The organism is Candidatus Pantoea carbekii, assembly GCF_000971765.1.
Lineage (GTDB): Bacteria > Pseudomonadota > Gammaproteobacteria > Enterobacterales > Enterobacteriaceae > Pantoea_A > Pantoea_A carbekii.
Map to the genome: position 1 here is coordinate 878,752 of NZ_CP010907.1, position 18,596 is coordinate 897,347.

The window sequence follows — 18,596 nt, forward strand, 5'->3', positions numbered from 1 at the left end:
AAAGTCAATTTTAAAAAAAATGATCTAAATATAATTTTTTTGGTACAAAATAGCAAATATAAAATACTATTATAGATATTTATATCAATTTATGATAAACTTGAATCAGCTATGTTTATGTTTTTGTATCAATCAAAAATACTTTTAATGAAGTTTAATTCGGAAAAGTGAATGGATAAGATTGAGGTCCGTGGTGCACGTACCCACAATTTAAAAAATATTAGTTTAAGCATTCCTCGTAACAAACTCGTTATGGTAACTGGTCTATCAGGTTCTGGTAAATCTTCTTTGGTATTTGATACATTATATGCAGAAGGCCAACGTCGCTATATTGAATCACTTTCAGTATACGCGCGTCAATTTTTTTGTTCAATGGATAAACCGGATGTCGACCATATTCAAGGTTTATCGCCTGCTATTGCTATTGAACAGAAATTCAATTCCCATAATCCGCGTTCAACTGTTGGTACGATTACTGAAATCTATGATCATTTGCGCTTGTTATTTTCTCGCATTGGCGAAGTTCGTTGTCCAGAGCATAATATCGTACTTGTAGCCCAAACTGTTAGTCAAATGGTTGATCAAGTATTAACACAGAAGGCAGGACGTCGTTTAATGCTGTTAGCTCCTATAGCTACAGCACGAAACGCAGAACACATCAATATTTTAGAATATTTAGCTATTCAGGGTTACATACGTATACGTATAGACGGTAAATTATATGATCTGTCAGATGCTCCTGCTGCATTAAAACACAGAAAAAAACATATATTAGAAGTAGTTGTAGACCGGTTTTATGTGCGTAAAAACATCAGTATACGGTTAGCTGAATCTTTTGAAACAACATTACAATTAAGTCGCGGAATTGCCATAGTAGCTGACATGGATGATGTTAATCAAAAAGAGCTATTTTTTTCTTCTACTTTTTCTTGTCCACTATGTGGTTATAGTATGTGCGCACTAGAACCACGAATGTTCTCCTTTAATAATCCATTAGGCGCGTGTTCTGTATGTGAAGGGCTTGGTGTACAGCAGTATTTTGATCCTAAACGTGTCGTATTAAATCCACAATTATCATTGGCAGATGGAGCAGTGCAAGGTTGGGGTCCCCAAAATTTATATTATTTCCAAATATTGCTCTCATTATCGGAATACCTAAATTTTGATATTGAAACACCATATAGTAGTTTGAATGAAAAAATACGTACCATAATTTTATATGGTTCAGGTAAAGACAATATTCCATTCAAATATATAAATGATCGCGGTGATAGTTGTATACAATATCATCCTTTTGAAGGTGTACTTAACAATATAGAACGTCGTTATAAAAAAACAGAATCTCATATAGTACGGGAAGAACTAGCAAAATTTATTAATAGCCGTCATTGCACAAGTTGTTCAGGAACTCGTTTACGTTTAGAAGCACGTCACGTTTTCATAGAAAATATTAATTTGCCTACTATCTTAGAAATGAGCGTTGCGAATGTCATAAATTTCTTTTATAACTTACCGTTAAGCGGACAACGTGCCATCATTGCTGAAAGCATAATAAAAGAGATTAACTATCGTTTAAGATTTCTAGTAAATGTAGGTCTTGAATATTTATCAATGTCTCGTCGCGCAGAAACGTTATCAGGAGGAGAAGCACAGCGTATTCGTTTAGCAAGCCAAATTGGTTCGGGCTTAGTAGGTGTAATGTATATTCTAGATGAGCCTTCTATTGGTCTTCATCAACGCGACAATAACCGTTTGTTAAATACGTTAATTTACTTACGTGATCTTGGCAATACGGTAATTGTAGTCGAACACGATGAAGATGCAATTCGTGCAGCTGATCATATTATCGATATTGGTCCAGCTGCCGGTAGACATGGCGGTTATGTAGTGGCAGAAGGTAATATAGAAGTTATTAAAAATCAAGCAAAATCGCTTACTGGGCAATATTTAAGTGGAAAACGTAAAATTATTGTACCGAAAAATCGTGTGCAACCTAATGTATCAAAAATGCTTATACTTACTGGAGCATCTGGAAATAATCTTAAAAATATTACATTAGTGATACCAGTAGGACTGTTTACTTGCATCACTGGTGTATCTGGGTCTGGTAAATCAACCCTTATTAATGACACGTTATTGCCCGTAGTAAAGTCAAAATTAAGCGGTATGACTATAGCTCAATCTCCTAAACCGTACCGTAAGATTACTGGATTAGAGCATTTTGATAAGGTAATAGATATCGATCAAAGTGCTATTGGTCGTACATCCCGTTCTAATCCAGCAACTTATACTGGTATTTTTATGCCGATTCGTGAATTATTTGCTAATGTGTCAGAATCTCGTTTGCGAGGTTATAAGGCGAGTCGTTTTAGCTTTAATATTCGTGGTGGACGTTGTGAAGCTTGTCGTGGTGACGGTGTTATTAAAGTTGAGATGCATTTTCTACCCAATATTTATGTATCATGTGACGAATGTGGAGGAAAACGCTATAATCGTGAAACTCTACAAATTCAATATAAAGGTAAAAATATTTATGAAGTATTAGAGATGACTATTGAAGATGCTTTTTATTTTTTTGATGCTATACCTATATTATCGCGTAAATTAAAAACCATGATAAATGTTGGTTTATCCTATATTTGTTTAGGTCAGTCTGCTACTACACTTTCTGGAGGAGAAGCGCAACGTGTAAAATTAGCACGAGAACTGTCGAAGTGTAGTACTGGTAAAACACTGTATATTTTCGATGAACCAACTACAGGTCTACACTTTGCTGATATTCAAAAATTACTAGAAGTATTATGCCAATTACGTACCAAAGGTAATACAATTATTGTTATTGAACATCATCTCGATGTCATAAAAACTGCTGATTGGATTATTGATTTAGGTCCAGAAGGTGGACAAAAAGGCGGAGAAATATTAGTACAAGGAACACCAGAGATTGTAGCTAAATGTAAGAAATCGCATACTGCGAGGTTTCTTAAATCTATTTTAAAAAATTTTTGACTATCATTTATAATAACGAATAAATTTTATTTAGCTAATATATATTGAAAATATATCCTAATCAGATTAGGTAAAAAATTTAAAACATATAATGCATGTGTATAGTTATTATAACATCACAAAAAATATAAAATATTCACTAACTCGAATGACTTTATAGGTTCATAAATAATAACTTTAATAGATAATGCTAAAAAATAAGTTTTTTAGTCTATAGTAGAGTATTTTATCTAAAAATATGCACAGTTAATAAAGATCATAAAAAAGTTTAATTTATCATTCATAACAAAATAACTAATTTAATCACGAAATTTATATTTATGCTTTTATTTAAATTATATATTGCACTCATGCATAAATATTTGATCAAAAATGCAGATATGTTCTTAAATTAAAATAATTAATATTATATATTCAACTAAATAGTTGCTTCAATAAAAAAAGTAGGTATCTAAATTTTAATTTTTTATAAATACTATCATATAAATCAAATGATTAATTCAATACTGTCATCTAATAATTGATTATATGCAATTTAATGAAAGATTAACAATAAAATGACTTGAATTTAGATTAGAATAATTTTAAAAATATTTTCTTGTCTTTCTAGAATTTAGAATAAAAAAATTTCCACTCAAGAGAATTGTAAATATTGAATTAATTAAAACTACTGCCTATTTTTTATTTTAAAACTAAAATTTCTTTATAATGCATGAATCTATAGATCCCTGACAACCTAAGAGTAGTGAGTTATAATAACTAAAATACTATCAATAAGGGTTGATATAGAGAGCTTATTTTCTAGTAGAACTAATTGTAGTCATGCTAGATATATTCTTAACATCTAACCCATCCTAAGTCGTTATTATATATAAATATATAGGTGATGTACACATCGTACCGACGGGAGAGGGTATGGTTGCAATTAGAGGTGCGCATCTAAAACAGGCCGAGGCTTTTGCTTTCGACCACTGGATTGCTAGCTTAAAGATTAATAATCTAGAATTTTGCCAACGGTTAGCTCACGTATGGCGTTACTGCAAAACTAAAACATTTAATCATTCTGAAAAATGTTTATTGTTATTACGCGGTATTGAAATAGTAGAAATTCTTAACATAGTTGGTCTGGATATTGATAGTCTATGTGTAGGATTATTATTCCCATTAGCTGATGCACAAATAATAAGAGAAAAAGAGCTAGAAAAGATTTTTGGTAAAAATATTGTATTATTAGTACATGGTGTACGTAATATGGAGGCAGTCAGTAAGCTAAAAACCATTCGTTATGACTTTATAGTACCTGAGCAAATAGATCATATTCAACGTATTTTATTGGCAATGGTGCAGGATTTACGTTGTGTAGTTATTAAATTAGCTGAACGTATTGTGCACTTACGTGAAATGAGAAATGCATCAGAAAAAGAACGTCTATTAGCTGCTAAAGAAAGCAAGAATATTTATGCTCCTCTTGCTAACCGTCTTGGCATTGATCAACTCAAATGGGAGTTGGAAGATTATTCTTTTCGTTATCTTCATCCTGATGAATATAAGTATATTGCCAAACTACTTCACGAGCGCCGCATTGATCGTGACAAATATATCAAAAGATTTGTTGATACTTTAAAAATAGAGATGCGTAAAGAGGGTGTATGTGCAGAAATATATGGTCGTGCTAAACATATTTACAGCATATGGCGTAAAATGCAAAAGAAATCATTGACTTTCGATGAATTATTTGATGTACGTGCAGTTCGTATTGTAGCTGAATGTCTGAAAGACTGTTATGGTGCACTTGGTACCGTGCATGCATTATATCCTCATTTACCGAGTGAGTTTGATGACTATGTTACTAACCCAAAGCCAAATGGTTATCAATCCATTCATACTGTAATATTAGGACCAGAAAATAAAACGTTAGAGATCCAACTTCGTACACGAAAGATGCATGAAAATGCTGAAATGGGTTTTGCTGCACACTGGAAATATAAAGAAAATTTACAGTTGAGTAATATACGCAATATCAGAGAACCTGAAGGGCATATTGCTTGGTTACGTAAATTAATTACTTGTCAACAGGAAATATCAACCTCTAACAAAATATCGGATCAGACGGATTATCAAATATTGAAAAATCGTATTTATTTTATGATGCCAAAAGGCAATACAAAAGAATTGGCAACCCTCTCAAATATAATTGATATTACGTATTGCATTGATAGCGGCGATATTAAGAATCGTGGCATTGTCAGTAAAATTAACAGTAGTATAATTGCTTTTTCTGATCAGCTTAAAATGACAAATTACATTAAAATTATTTCTCAGAAAAAAATACATTCCACGTACGATGTGTGTAATGCTAGCTTAACATATTTAATTAATTATAAAAATCACTTAAAAATTCGAACATGGTTTCGTAAGCAAAACCGTGGAAAAAATGTTACTCTCGGTTTTAATATCATTTATAATCAATCACATAGAGAAAATATTTACTCACGTGAAGTAAAGAAACTTTTAGTTTTTTTTTATAATCATTATGCAGACAATGAGTTGCTAGGTATCATCTACTATCTTGACTTGCGTTTGCATCGAATGGTACATTGTTTACAATTACAGTTTGATTATTCAAACATTATTAAAAAAAATGAAAACGAAAAAACATTGCGTCAAGTAATGCAGAGATCATGCTTTTTATCGATGTTATCTAAGAACAATAATTACATTATAGTACAGGGATCTAATAATTTTTTAAATCATATTGCACCTTACTGCCAACTGACACTTAACGATGATATAGCAGGTTTTATTACCCGAAAAAACTGTATTTCTATTTATTATATTAATTGTAACAAATTGATTCGATTAATTAAAAAAAAGAGCTGAGTATATTGCCAATACAGCATTGTACAGTTAAGTATAGATACTCTAGCATTTTTATCACTGATAATTACTTATAACTGTTAGTGTTAGCACTGGTCTACTAAGTGATAGTAGTAGGATGTTAGCCAATAAATAAGTAAATTTAATGTACATTTTTAGTCATAACAATACTAAGAAGCAATTAGGAAATTTTAATATCGATATAGAGATACATTATCAGCAAAGCGCTAAGCGTATATTAACTCTCTATTAACCAAATTCTAGATATTATTAGAATACATTATTTACATTAACTAAAGATATTGACAGAACTTTTCTAATTATGTTTATTATTTAGAAGTCGTCTTCTTGCATTCGTAAGCTCAAGTTTTTTTAAAGAAACTACTCAGTATAATCTTTAGGAATGTTATGAAAAATAAGTTTTATTTTAATATGGTATCGAATTAATTTCTTTGAAATGCTCAATTATTTTATAAATTTGACAATAAATAATAGCTAAATAATATTTAAGAGCTTTAATTTTTAATTAATTAAAATTATTTAAATAAATTAAAATATTTATGTAATTTTTTACTTTTAAATTACAGTACTGTAAATTTTATAGGGTAAAAAGCAGTAATCTAATTATATAGAAACCGAGGAATTTTTCTTGAAAATACGATACGCAAAAATTTATTCAATAGAAATCAGTAAAAGTTTTACCTTTTAAAAATCAAATTGGTTATAATCATAATGATAATGCATTTGAAGGAATGCAACCAGCAATGTGATCACTGTGCCGAAGAATAGATAACCTAACAGTAAATAATATAACATTATATACAAATATAATAAGTTTTTCTATTCACTTTACAGTATTCCTTCTACTTTTTTTGGATTAATTTACCAGATGATCTAGAATGACAACGAACTATATTTTTATAACAGGAGGAGTTGTATCCTCGCTTGGGAAAGGAATTACTGCAGCGTCACTTGCAGCAATTCTTGAGGCATGTAAATTAAATGTAACAATAATGAAATTAGATCCTTATATTAACTTTGATCCTGGTACTATCAGTCCTAGGCAACATGGTGAAGTTTTTGTTACTGATGATGGTGCTGAGACTGATTTAGATTTAGGTCATTATGAACGTTTTATCCGAACTAAAATGTCGTGTCGTAATAACTTTACTACTGGCAAAATTTATTCAGAGGTATTATGTAAAGAACGACGCGGTGAGTACCTAGGAGCCACAATTCAGGTTATACCGCATATTACTAATACTATCAAAGAAAGAATTATGGAAGTTGGTATTAGTTATGATATTGTTATAGTAGAAATTGGTGGTACTGTAGGAGATATTGAATCACTACCATTTCTTGAAGCAATTCGTCAAATGGTTGCTGATGTTGGCCGTGATCATATAATGTATATCCATCTCACATTAGTGCCATATATTAATGCTGCAGGTGAATTGAAAACCAAGCCGACCCAGCATTCAGTAAAACAACTATTGTCAATAGGGATTCAGCCCGATGCATTGATATGTCGTTCTGATCATACAGTACCATTAATTGAACGTAAAAAAATCGCCTTATTCTGCAATGTACATGAAAAAGCAGTGATTTCTTTAAAAGATGTAGATTCTATTTATAAAATTCCAGGTCTATTAAACTCACAAGGTTTGGATGATTATATTAGTAAGCATTTTAAGCTAAACGTATCAGAAGCGGATTTATCAGAATGGGAACAAGTGATTTATGAGGAAGCTAACCCTATTGGCGAAGTCAATATTGGGATAGTAGGAAAATACGTTGAGTCACCAGATGCTTATAAATCAGTCATTGAAGCACTTAAACATGGAGGTCTTAAAAATCGTGTAAATGTTAATATTGAGTTACTTGATTCGCAAGATGTTGAAACACACGGCGCTAAATTATTAAATAGTTTACATGCTATTTTAATCCCAGGAGGTTTTGGCTATAGAGGTATAAAAGGGAAAATAATAGCTGTACGATATGCTCGAGAAAATAATATACCTTACTTTGGTATTTGTTTGGGTATGCAAGTAGCATTAATAGAATTTGCGCGAAATGTTGCTCAAATGGAAGATGCTAACTCAACAGAATTTGCACCAGACTGTAGATATCCGATAGTTGCATTAATTACTGAATGGCGTGATCAAAACGGTAAAATAAAACAACGTAGTGAAGATAGTAATCTAGGCGGTACAATGCGTCTAGGGGGCTATAAATGTCAATTAATTGCCAACAGTAAAGTTCATCAGCTGTATGGCTGTGACGTTATTACAGAACGACACCGGCACCGCTATGAAGTAAACAATTGTCTTTTAAATGAAATTAAAAAAGCAGGTTTACATATTTCAGGATATTCGATAGATAAACAACTAGTTGAAATTATAGAAATTCCAATCCATCCATGGTTTGTAGGTTGTCAGTTTCATCCAGAATTTACTTCCACTCCGCGAGATGGCCATCCATTATTCACGAGTTTTATTAAAGCTGCATTTATATATCAAAAAAATTAAGAATAGCAAATATTATACATTATTATTTCATACATATAAATGTAAATTCATACTCACTTTTAGCTTAAGGTCAAAACTTGTTTAAGGAAAATAAAATGTCAAAGATTGTAAAAACCATTGGTCGAGAGATCATTGACTCCCGTGGGAATCCCACAGTAGAAGCAGAAGTGCATCTAAAAGGTGGTTTCATTGGTTTGGCTTCTGTTCCTTCTGGTTCGTCTACTGGTTCTAAAGAAGCAGTAGAATTACGTGATGGTGATAATTCTCGTTTTTTAGGTAAAGGGGTAACTAAAGCGGTTTCTGCTATAAATAATATAATAGCTAACACAATAAAGGGTAAGGATAGTAAAGAACAAGCTAATATTGATCAACTTATGATTGATGCAGATGGTACTAACAATAAATCTAATTTAGGTGCAAATGCCATTTTAGCTGTTTCTTTAGCATGCGCTAAAGCTGCTGCGGCTTCTAAGAAGTTAGCACTTTATGCTCATATTGCTGAATTAAATAATACCCCGGGGCAATATTCTATGCCTTTACCTATGATGAACATTATCAATGGTGGTGTACATGCTAATAACAATATAGACTTTCAGGAATTTATGATTCAGCCAGTTGGAGCAAAAAATCTCAAAGAGGCTATTCGTATGGGAACTGAAATTTTCCATCATCTTGGTAACATATTAAAAGAAAAAGGAATGAATACTGCAGTCGGTGATGAAGGCGGCTATGCGCCTAATTTAAGCTCAAACGTCGAAGCATTGTTAGTAATTATTCAAGCTGTTAAAGTAGCAGGTTACGAATTAGGTAAAGATATCACTTTAGCAATAGACTGTGCAGCATCTGAATTATATAAAAATGGTCAGTATGTCTTAACAGCAGGTCAAGATCGCAAAAAAGCATTTACTTCTAAAGAGTTTACTCACTTCTTAGAAGATTGGACTAAACAATATCCCATTATTTCTATTGAAGACGGTTTACATGAATCTGATTGGATAGGTTTTAGTTATCAGACCAAAGTGTTGGGTGATAAAATTCAATTAGTAGGTGATGATCTCTTTGTAACTAATACTACACTTCTAAAAAAAGGTATTGAAAAAGGTGTTGCTAATTCTATACTTATCAAATTAAATCAAATTGGTTCTTTAACTGAAACTTTAGCTGCAATAAAAATGGCAAAAGATTCAGGTTATACTACAGTGATTTCTCATCGTTCAGGTGAAACTGAAGATTTCAGCATTGCTGATTTAGCCGTAGGTACCTGTGCTGGTCAAATAAAAACCGGTTCTTTGAGCCGATCCGATCGCGTTGCTAAGTACAATCAGTTGATACGTATTGAAGAAGTATTAATGAATAAAGCACCATTTTATGGTTTAAAAGAAGTAAAAGGTCAGGTTTAATTGAGTAGCTGATTAGAAATCGTTTGCTTTGCTAAACATCTATTATTAATTAGAATGATAACTTTATATTTTATTTCATTTTTTGTGAGTCAATATGTTCTATCCTATTAACGAAATATTCCAGACTTTACAAGGAGAGGGTTTTTACACTGGTGTTCCGTCATTATTTATTCGTTTACAAGGATGCCCAATATGTTGTACCTGGTGTGATACAAAATATACTTGGAAAAAATTGATTAATCGAAATAATTCATTAAATGCTATTTTATTAAAAAAAGTTAAAAACGATACTTGGAGTAATGCTGATTTAGTTACATTGATTGATACAATTCAGAAGAAAGGTTGGACGGCACGTCATGTAGTTATTACAGGTGGTGAACCAGCTATCTACGATTTATATCCTTTAACTCATGCTTTAGAAGGATTAGGCTTTCATTGTCAGATTGAAACTAGTGGAACACATAAATTAAAATGTTCACATAATACATGGGTAACAGTTTCGCCTAAAGTAAATATGCATAACGGGTATCCAGTATTAGATCAAACCTTACAGCGTGCAGATGAAATCAAATATCCAGTATTAAATGCTCAAGATCTTGAAGTATTAAAAAAGTTATTATTAAGATTAGGAGATAGTAAGAAACGTATTATAGCATTACAGCCGATCAGTCTGGATGAAACAGCAACTAAACTATGTATTAAAACTTGCATTGATCGTAACTGGCTGTTTTCAATTCAAATGCATAAGTATATTAATATCAGTTAATTGAAAATTAATTGAACAATGTTTATATAATGTAGGTGTTTTTTTTATTATTAATGATATTAATGTGTTTTTTATAAGATTACTTATCTTAAAAGTTACTATTATCCACATAAGTAGAATAGTGATTTCTCATCATAATATATTGTATTAGATAAGCTATCTACTATTGTAAATATCGCAATGATCAACAGTATAGTAAGATCATTCTTTATCTTAAGTAGATCAAATAAATAATAGGTGTAAAAATTATCTAGCAGCCTACTTAATATTATATTTAATAATGATTGAGCAGTTATAAAAGGATTACATGTTTTAGACTTCAGACTGCTATAATTTTAATTAATAGTGAATTAAATGGAATTTATATACATACCTAATTATAATAAATACGAAATATTAGTTAAAAACGATCAGGGCAAGTATAATGAACGCAATAGTTAACCACGATAAATGCACCCGGTTGTACATGTTTCTTTAATTATTACAGTACTTAATGATGGTAATGTTGGTTTGATTCTTTTCCAAATCCATTCAGCTAATACTTCACTAGTAGGATTTTCTAGGCCAGGAATATCGTTTAGATAATGATGATCAAGCAAATTATACACTGGTTTAAAAGCCATTTTTAATTCGCTAAAATCGATTACCCAACCGGCATGAATATCCAATTCTGCTGTTATTTCTAAGCATACTCTAAAAGAATGGCCGTGTAGACGACTGCACTTATGTTCTTTAGCAACATAGGGTAAACGGTGAGCCGCTTCAAATTTAAATTCTTTAAATAGTGTAGTAGTCATAGTAATTCTCAAATTTAACATCAAATCTAATTTTAGATCTAAGTTTATATTTCTATTATTAGTTAAATAACATATTTAAAATCTTTATTGTAAACTAATATTTTTTTTAAACGCTAAATTATTAGTCAAAATTTTATTTATTTATTTTAGATATATAAATAACTGCTTAGTAACTTTAGTTATTTATTATCCCTAAGCTTTATTTAATCATTAGAAGATATAATAGTAACGTAGTGACTATTCCTTATTTAGATCGTCTTTTATACTTCTGATACCGGACATGCGATGACTACTCAAGAAGATTTAGATTCATTGCTCTTATTTACACCTGAGCAACTTGAACATTTAAAAAAAATGAGTATGGATTTTAATGCCACCCAGCTAACTTGGATTTCAGGATATTTTTTTGGTTTGGCCAATTTACAGACATCTACGATCGTTGCTAGTGTTCCAAAGTTACTTACACAGTCATTAACCACTATTACATTAATTTCTGCCTCGCAAACTGGCAATGCTCGTCAATTAGCTCAACTATTATATAATGATCTTCGAGAAGCTAAATTAACAGTCAACTTATCTAATGCCAGCGATTATAATTTTAAGCAAATTAATAAGGAAACATTTTTAGTAGTGATAACTTCTACTCACGGAGAAGGTGAACCACCTGATGAAGCATTAGGATTATATAAATTTCTCATGTCAAATAACGCCCCAAATTTTAAAAATACTGCTTTTGCAGTATTTGGTCTTGGTGATACTTCTTACGAATTTTTTAGTCAAATTGGTAAAGATTTTGATACTCGTTTTGCTGAATTAGGTGCTGAACGTTTGTTAGATCGGGTGGATGCGGATATAGAATATCATGAACAAGCTGTCGTTTGGCGCAAGCAGTTAACAGAAATTTTAAAAATGCGCATTTTATCAAATCCATCACCTAACAAAGGTATAAGAGGAGCAGACAATAGTATAAACAAAATATACAGAAATGTATATAACAAAGAAAATCCATTTTCGACTAATATTTTAATTAATCAAAAAATTACAGGACGTTATTCTGATAGAGATGTGCGACATATTGAAATTAATCTAGGTAATTCGGACTTGTGTTATCAACCTGGCGATGCAGTGGGTATTTGGTATGAAAATGACATAGTTTTAGTACAGGAGATTATGGAATTACTAGGACTACAATACGATGAGCTAGTTAATGTTGGAAATGAAACTTTATCATTAAATGATGCATTGAAAAAATACTTTGAATTAACTGTAAATACACCAAAAATAATTGAAAAATATGCCATTCTATCATCTAATGATATGTTGTTAAAATTAATTAATAATAAATTAAAATTAAAGAGTTACGCACAAAGTGTTCCAATAGTTGATATGATGCGTCAAGCACCAACTTTATTGAAATCTGAGCAGTTGCTTACTTTATTGCGTCGATTAACTCCGCGCCTTTATTCAATTTCATCAGCTCAATCGGAAAATGAAACAGAAGTACACATTACTGTTAGTGTAGTTCGTTATAAAATTAATGAACGTGCACGAGGAGGTGGAGCATCTACTTTTTTAGCTGATCGTATAGCAGAAAATGATGTTATTCGAATTTTTATTGAAAGCAACCAAAATTTCCGATTACCAATTGATTTAAATACCCCAATTATTATGATTGGTTCGGGGACTGGCATCGCTCCTTTTCGTGCTTTTATGCAGCAACGAATTAAAGATAAAGCGATAGGTAAAAATTGGTTATTTTTTGGCAATCCTCACTTTACTGAGGACTTTCTTTATCAGCTAGAATGGCAAAAATATGTAAGAGATGGTCTGCTAACTAATATTGATTTAGCTTGGTCACGTGATCAGCTTGAAAAGGTGTATGTGCAAGATAAAATTCGGGAAAAAGGTGATGAAGTATGGCATTGGATTAAAGAAGGTGCACACCTCTATGTTTGTGGTAATGCTAAACATATGGCTAAAGACGTTGAGCATATATTGCTAGAGATATTAGTTAAACATGGCGAAATGACGTTTGAAATGGCTCATATATTTTTAAATAAATTACGTACTGATCGCCGTTATCAAAGAGATATTTACTAATGAGCAAAACATATCCTAGACCGCTAGTTGTTCAAGAAAATCTATCAGATGCAGAGCGTCTTAAAAAACAAAGTAATTATTTACGTGGTACTATTGCTCAAGATTTAGATGATGGTTTAACAGGTGGTTTTAGAGGAGACAATATTTTTTTAATCCGATTTCATGGTATGTATCAGCAAGACGATCGTGACATTCGCACTGAGCGTGCAGCGCAAAAACTCGAACCACGTCATGCAATGATGTTACGCTGTCGGTTGCCTGGTGGTGTAATTACACCTACACAATGGTTAGCAATTGATACATTTTCTCATGAACACACGTTTTACAATAGTATACGTTTAACCAATCGTCAAACTATTCAATTACATGGAATTTTAAAAAAACATGTAAAAGCATCGCACTGTATGCTGAATGCAGTAGGATTAGATGCCTTGGCAACCGCTAACGATGTTAATCGAAATGTATTGTGTACTTCGAATCCCTTAGTATCAGAACTGCATGCGCAAGTATATGAGTGGGCAAAAAAGCTTTCCGAACATCTATTACCTCAGACACGTGCATATTCTGAAATCTGGTTAGATCAAAGTAAGTTAGAAACTGCGGATAGCGAACCCATACTTGGTGAAACTTATCTTCCGCGTAAATTTAAAACAACTTTAGCAATACCGCCTTATAACGATGTTGATGTACATGCAAACGATCTGAACTTTATTGCTATTGCAAAACAAGGAAAGTTAATAGGTTTTAACGTATTGGTAGGCGGTGGATTATCAATTGAACACGGCAAAAAAAATACTTATGCACGTACTGCTAGTGAATTTGGTTTCTTGCCTGTAAATAAAATACTTGATGTTGCGACGGCGGTCGTTACTACGCAACGGGATTGGGGTAATCGTACTGATCGGAGTAACGCTAAAACTAAGTATACATTAGAGCATGTAGGTATTGAAATTTTTAAAAAAGAAGTTGAGAAACGTGCTGGTTTAAAATTTAAGTCGATCTTACCGTATAACTTTACTACAAGAAGTGATCGTTTAGGTTGGGTTAAAAGTATTAATAATGAGTGGCATTTAACATTATTTATCGAAAATGGACGTTTGTCAAATTATCCATCATCGTCACTAAAGCACGGTATTTCGGAAATAGCTAAGATACACAAAGGTCATTTCCGTTTAACTGCTAACCAAAATTTAATTATTGCTAATGTGCCAGAAGAGCAAAAAATAAATATTGAACATATAGCTAATAAATATGGCTTATTGAAAAAAATTACAAAACAACGCGAAAATTCTATGGCCTGTGTATCATTTCCAACTTGTCCACTTGCAATGGCTGAAGCTGAACGCTTTTTGCCATTATTTTTAACTAAAGTTGAAGAAATTATGCATAAATATAGTATGGATCAAGAATATATCGTGTTACGTGTTACCGGTTGTCCTAACGGTTGTGGTCGTGCCATGTTAGCTGAATTAGGGCTAATAGGTAAAGGACCTGGACGTTATAATTTACATATTGGTGGTAATCGTATTGGCACCCGTATTGCTCGTATGTATATTGAAAATATTAAAGAAAATGAAATTCTTAAAAATATTGATCAATTAGTAGCACGTTGGGCTGATGAGCGTAATATTGATGAAAATTTCGGTGATTTCGTGATTCGTGTAGGTATTATCAGAGCTGTTGTAGATCCCGCACGCGATTTTTGGAATTAGGATTTTGTATGGCAAGAATAGATTTATCAAAATTGAATAATCTATCGAAAATCGATCGTATTCAAGCATTGGCAGAATTTAATATAAAATTGGAGAAATATTCTGCCCAAGAACGTGTGAGTTGGGCGTTGCAGACATTACCAGACGTGCCCGTACTTTCCTCTAGTTTTGGAATTCAAGCAGCAGTTTTACTGCATATGCTTACACAGCAGCATCCTAAAATTCCAATAATATTAAATGATACAGGTTATCTATTTCCTGAAACTTATCATTTTATTGATGAACTTACCGAAAAATTAAATCTCAATCTATATGTTTTTCGCGCTGAAATTTCTCCATCGTGGCAAGAGGCTCGTTATGGAAAATTATGGGAACAGGGTCTTAAGGGCATTGAACGGTACAACCAAATAAATAAAGTAGAACCAATGAATCGTGCTTTACAAACTTTATGTGCACAGACTTGGTTTTCCGGTTTGCGCCGAGAGCAATCGAGTAGTCGTACAAACTTACCAATTTTAGCAATTCAACGTTCTGTCTTCAAAATATTGCCTATTATCGATTGGAATGATTATGAAGTACACAAGTATCTTAAACAGTATGGACTCAAATATCATCCACTTTGGGAACAAGGATACCGATCCGTAGGGGATATTCATACTAGCAGTAAATGGCATGCAAATATATCCGAAGAAAAAACGCGTTTCTTCGGTTTGAAACGCGAATGTGGGCTACATGAAGATTAAACAGTCTTATTTTAAACAGAGTAAGATTTTTTGTCTATTAGTATAGAGAATAGCTAAATACTTTTTTATTTAGCATTAGATATATAAAAATTATATATGAAATTTTCATTGTTTTTAATTATTCAATCGGAAAATAGTTATTACTAAGTAATATGTATTTTAAATAAAAACCATATTTTCATATATTAATTATGACATAAAATTGATGATAGAGTAATGTTATTCCATTTTGTAACTATTTATTCCTATTGATAATTTCAGCTATCAAAATGAGGAAACGTATATTTACTGTACATTATTCTAATATGAGAATGGTTGATGTGGATTACTTACCTCTTTTTATGAATCTTAAAAACCGTTCAGTACTAGTTGTAGGTGGTGGTAATACTGCGGCAAGAAAAGTTAAATTTTTACATCGTGCCGGAGCTCTTATACAAATAGTAGCACATAAGCTAGGAAATGAACTACAAGCGTTACTAAATATTAAAACTATTAAGTGGATTGCGCATAATTTTGATCCAATACAATTAGATAATGTTTTTTTAGTCATTGCTGCAACTGATAATCATGATTGTAATAAACAAATTTTTGAAGCTGCTAATTCTCGATATAAATTTGTAAACGTTGTAGATGACCAAAAAAAATGTAATTTTATCTTTCCTTCAATTGTCGATCGTTCCCCTTTTTTAGTAGCTATTTCTTCTAGTGGAACTGCACCTGTTTTAGCTCGATTATTACGTGAAAAAATCGAATCCCTATTACCTGCTAATTTTGGACAAGTCGCTGAAATAGCGGGTCAATGGCGAGAAACAGTTAAAAAAACATATCGTAAAATATCTGAACGACGTCATTTTTGGGAAGATGTTTTTAATGGTTTATTCACTGGTCAGATAATAAATAGAAAATTTAACGACGCAAATTCTACTTTAAAATATGAACTAGCAAAACATAGAAAAAATCAAGGCCAAATTACGTTAGTAGGTGCTGGTCCTGGTGATAGCGGATTACTAACATTAAGAGGATTACAAGTTATGCAGTTAGCTGATGTAGTCCTATACGATTATCTAGTAAGTGATGAAGTATTAGAGTTAATACGCCGCGATGCAGAACGCATCTGTGTTGGTAAACGTGCTGGCGAACATTCGATCTCTCAGAATAGAATCAATAAGTTATTAGTTAAACTAGCTCAAGAAGGTAAACGAGTAGTGCGTTTGAAAAATGGCGATCCTTTTATTTTTGGCCGGGGAGGAGAAGAATTACAAGCTGCACAAATTGCTGGTATTCCATTTCAGGTAGTACCAGGAATTACTTCTGGTATAGGTGTCACAGCTTATGCTGGCATTCCTTTGACTCACCGTGAGTTTGCACATAGCGTATTGTTTATTACTGGCCAGTGTTGCGCAAATAGACAAGAGATACACTGGCCATCTTTAACAACCTCATTTTACCAAACTATTGTAATTTATATGGGGACACTCAAGGCGAGAGAAATAAAGACAGCGTTAATTACATATGGACGTGATCCTATAACACCCGTTGCAGTGATCAGCTGTGGTACACGACAAAATCAACAGGTTTTAATTGGTACGTTAAAACAACTTGACATACTTGTTGCAACTGCTCCTAAACCATCAATCTTAATCATAGGTGAAGTGGTCAAATTACATAAAAGGTTAGCTTGGTTTTAACATAAGATATTTTTAACAGTTTGATATATATAATATAATATTATTATTTTTTTTAAGGAATATTATGAAGCAAAACCATCTGACTCATCTCCATCAACTAGAGGTAGAGAGTATTCATATTATACGTGAAGTAGTAGCAGAATTTAGTAATCCAGTAATGATGTATTCAATAGGTAAAGATTCTTCGGTCATGTTACATTTAGCACGTAAGGCCTTTTATCCCGGTATGCTACCGTTCCCTATATTACATATTGATACTGGATGGAAATTTAAAGCAATGTATGAATTTCGTGACCGTATAGTAAAAGAGATAGGAGCCGAATTATTGGTGTATCGTAATCCAGAAGGTGTAGCAATGAATATTAATCCTTTTATTCATGGTAGTGCTAAATACACTGATATTATGAAAACTGAAGCATTAAAACAGGCTTTAAATAAATATAGCTTTGATGCAGCTTTTGGTGGAGCCCGTCGTGATGAAGAGCAATCTCGAGCTAAAGAACGGATATATTCATTTCGTGACCGTTTTCATCGTTGGGAACCTAAAAATCAACGTCCAGAATTATGGCATAATTACAATAGTAAAATTAATAAAGGAGAAAATATTCGTGTTTTTCCACTTTCTAACTGGACTGAATTAGATATTTGGCAATATATTTTTTTAGAAGGGATCACAATTGTTCCTTTGTATTTTGCTGCATTACGTTCAGTCTTAGAGCGGAATAGTATGCTGATCATGATTGATGATGATCGTATTAATCTACAATTAGGTGAAGTAATTAAACAACGTATAGTGCGTTTCCGAACCCTTGGTTGTTGGCCTCTAACTGGAGCAATAGAATCAAAAGCTGAGACATTACCACAAATTATTGAGGAAATGTTAGTATCAGCTAACAGCGAACGTCATGGTCGTGTTATTGATTATGATCAAAATACTTCAATGGAACTAAAGAAACGTCAAGGCTATTTCTAAGGT

Annotated in this window: 10 protein-coding genes and 1 pseudogene; 10 read left to right on the top strand and 1 reads right to left on the bottom strand. The window is 32.2% G+C overall.

The genetic code is table 11. From position 1 onward, the window contains the following. Window positions 1–171: 171 nt before the first annotated feature. The 5 genes and pseudogenes from uvrA to queE all read left to right on the top strand — a co-directional run bounded on the left by uvrA (window position 172) and on the right by queE (window position 10,580). Window positions 172–3,009 (top strand): excinuclease ABC subunit UvrA, encoded by a 2,838-nt coding sequence (gene uvrA, locus BMSBPS_RS03115; protein WP_046201169.1) that lies wholly within the window; start codon window positions 172–174, stop codon window positions 3,007–3,009. Window positions 3,010–3,924: 915 nt separating this feature from the next. Continuing rightward, a pseudogene (gene relA / locus BMSBPS_RS04395) lies at window positions 3,925–6,179 on the top strand (GTP diphosphokinase). A 606-nt stretch (window positions 6,180–6,785) separates the two neighbouring features. Beyond that, on the top strand, window positions 6,786–8,414 hold the full coding sequence (locus BMSBPS_RS03125) for a CTP synthase (RefSeq protein ID WP_022564153.1): 1,629 nt from the start codon (window positions 6,786–6,788) through the stop codon (window positions 8,412–8,414). A gap of 95 nt (window positions 8,415–8,509) precedes the next feature. Then, window positions 8,510–9,814, top strand: coding sequence for a phosphopyruvate hydratase (gene eno, locus BMSBPS_RS03130; RefSeq protein ID WP_022564154.1), 1,305 nt, complete (start codon window positions 8,510–8,512; stop codon window positions 9,812–9,814). Between the two features lie 94 nt (window positions 9,815–9,908). Then, window positions 9,909–10,580, top strand: a complete 672-nt coding sequence (queE, locus tag BMSBPS_RS03135; RefSeq protein ID WP_022564155.1) for a 7-carboxy-7-deazaguanine synthase QueE — start codon at window positions 9,909–9,911, stop codon at window positions 10,578–10,580. A 437-nt stretch (window positions 10,581–11,017) separates the two neighbouring features. Here queE and queD read toward each other — a convergent pair whose 3' ends face one another. Beyond that, a complete protein-coding gene (queD, locus tag BMSBPS_RS03140; protein WP_022564156.1) occupies window positions 11,018–11,377 on the bottom strand; it encodes a 6-carboxytetrahydropterin synthase QueD in 360 nt (119 codons plus the stop codon). A gap of 285 nt (window positions 11,378–11,662) precedes the next feature. On the opposite strand from queD, the gene cysJ reads away from it, so the two are divergent. The 5 genes from cysJ to cysD all read left to right on the top strand — a co-directional run bounded on the left by cysJ (window position 11,663) and on the right by cysD (window position 18,593). Continuing rightward, the gene (gene cysJ, locus BMSBPS_RS03145; RefSeq protein ID WP_046201170.1) at window positions 11,663–13,477 is read left to right on the top strand and encodes an NADPH-dependent assimilatory sulfite reductase flavoprotein subunit; all 1,815 of its coding nucleotides are present in this window, start codon (window positions 11,663–11,665) and stop codon (window positions 13,475–13,477) included. Further along, window positions 13,477–15,189, top strand: a complete 1,713-nt coding sequence (gene cysI, locus BMSBPS_RS03150) for an assimilatory sulfite reductase (NADPH) hemoprotein subunit (RefSeq protein WP_022564158.1) — start codon at window positions 13,477–13,479, stop codon at window positions 15,187–15,189. Before cysJ ends, cysI begins: the two co-directional genes overlap by 1 nt. An 8-nt stretch (window positions 15,190–15,197) precedes the next feature. Continuing rightward, entirely contained in the window at window positions 15,198–15,932 is a 735-nt protein-coding gene (locus tag BMSBPS_RS03155; protein WP_022564159.1) for a phosphoadenylyl-sulfate reductase, read from the top strand. Window positions 15,933–16,252: 320 nt separating this feature from the next. Continuing rightward, window positions 16,253–17,620, top strand: a complete 1,368-nt coding sequence (gene cysG, locus BMSBPS_RS03160) for a siroheme synthase CysG (protein WP_022564160.1) — start codon at window positions 16,253–16,255, stop codon at window positions 17,618–17,620. Between the two features lie 64 nt (window positions 17,621–17,684). Continuing rightward, window positions 17,685–18,593 (top strand): sulfate adenylyltransferase subunit CysD, encoded by a 909-nt coding sequence (cysD, locus tag BMSBPS_RS03165; protein ID WP_022564161.1) that lies wholly within the window; start codon window positions 17,685–17,687, stop codon window positions 18,591–18,593. Window positions 18,594–18,596 lie beyond the last annotated feature (3 nt).

Bases quoted from the DNA above. Each gene is read 5' to 3' on its own strand.
- uvrA (WP_046201169.1), top strand. From the start codon at position 172: ATGGATAAGATTGAGGTCCGTGGTGCACGTACCCACAATTTAAAAAAT.
- BMSBPS_RS03125 (WP_022564153.1), top strand. From the start codon at position 6,786: ATGACAACGAACTATATTTTTATAACAGGAGGAGTTGTATCCTCGCTT.
- eno (WP_022564154.1), top strand. From the start codon at position 8,510: ATGTCAAAGATTGTAAAAACCATTGGTCGAGAGATCATTGACTCCCGT.
- queE (WP_022564155.1), top strand. From the start codon at position 9,909: ATGTTCTATCCTATTAACGAAATATTCCAGACTTTACAAGGAGAGGGT.
- queD (WP_022564156.1), bottom strand. From the start codon at position 11,377: ATGACTACTACACTATTTAAAGAATTTAAATTTGAAGCGGCTCACCGT.
- cysJ (WP_046201170.1), top strand. From the start codon at position 11,663: ATGACTACTCAAGAAGATTTAGATTCATTGCTCTTATTTACACCTGAG.
- cysI (WP_022564158.1), top strand. From the start codon at position 13,477: ATGAGCAAAACATATCCTAGACCGCTAGTTGTTCAAGAAAATCTATCA.
- BMSBPS_RS03155 (WP_022564159.1), top strand. From the start codon at position 15,198: ATGGCAAGAATAGATTTATCAAAATTGAATAATCTATCGAAAATCGAT.
- cysD (WP_022564161.1), top strand. From the start codon at position 17,685: ATGAAGCAAAACCATCTGACTCATCTCCATCAACTAGAGGTAGAGAGT.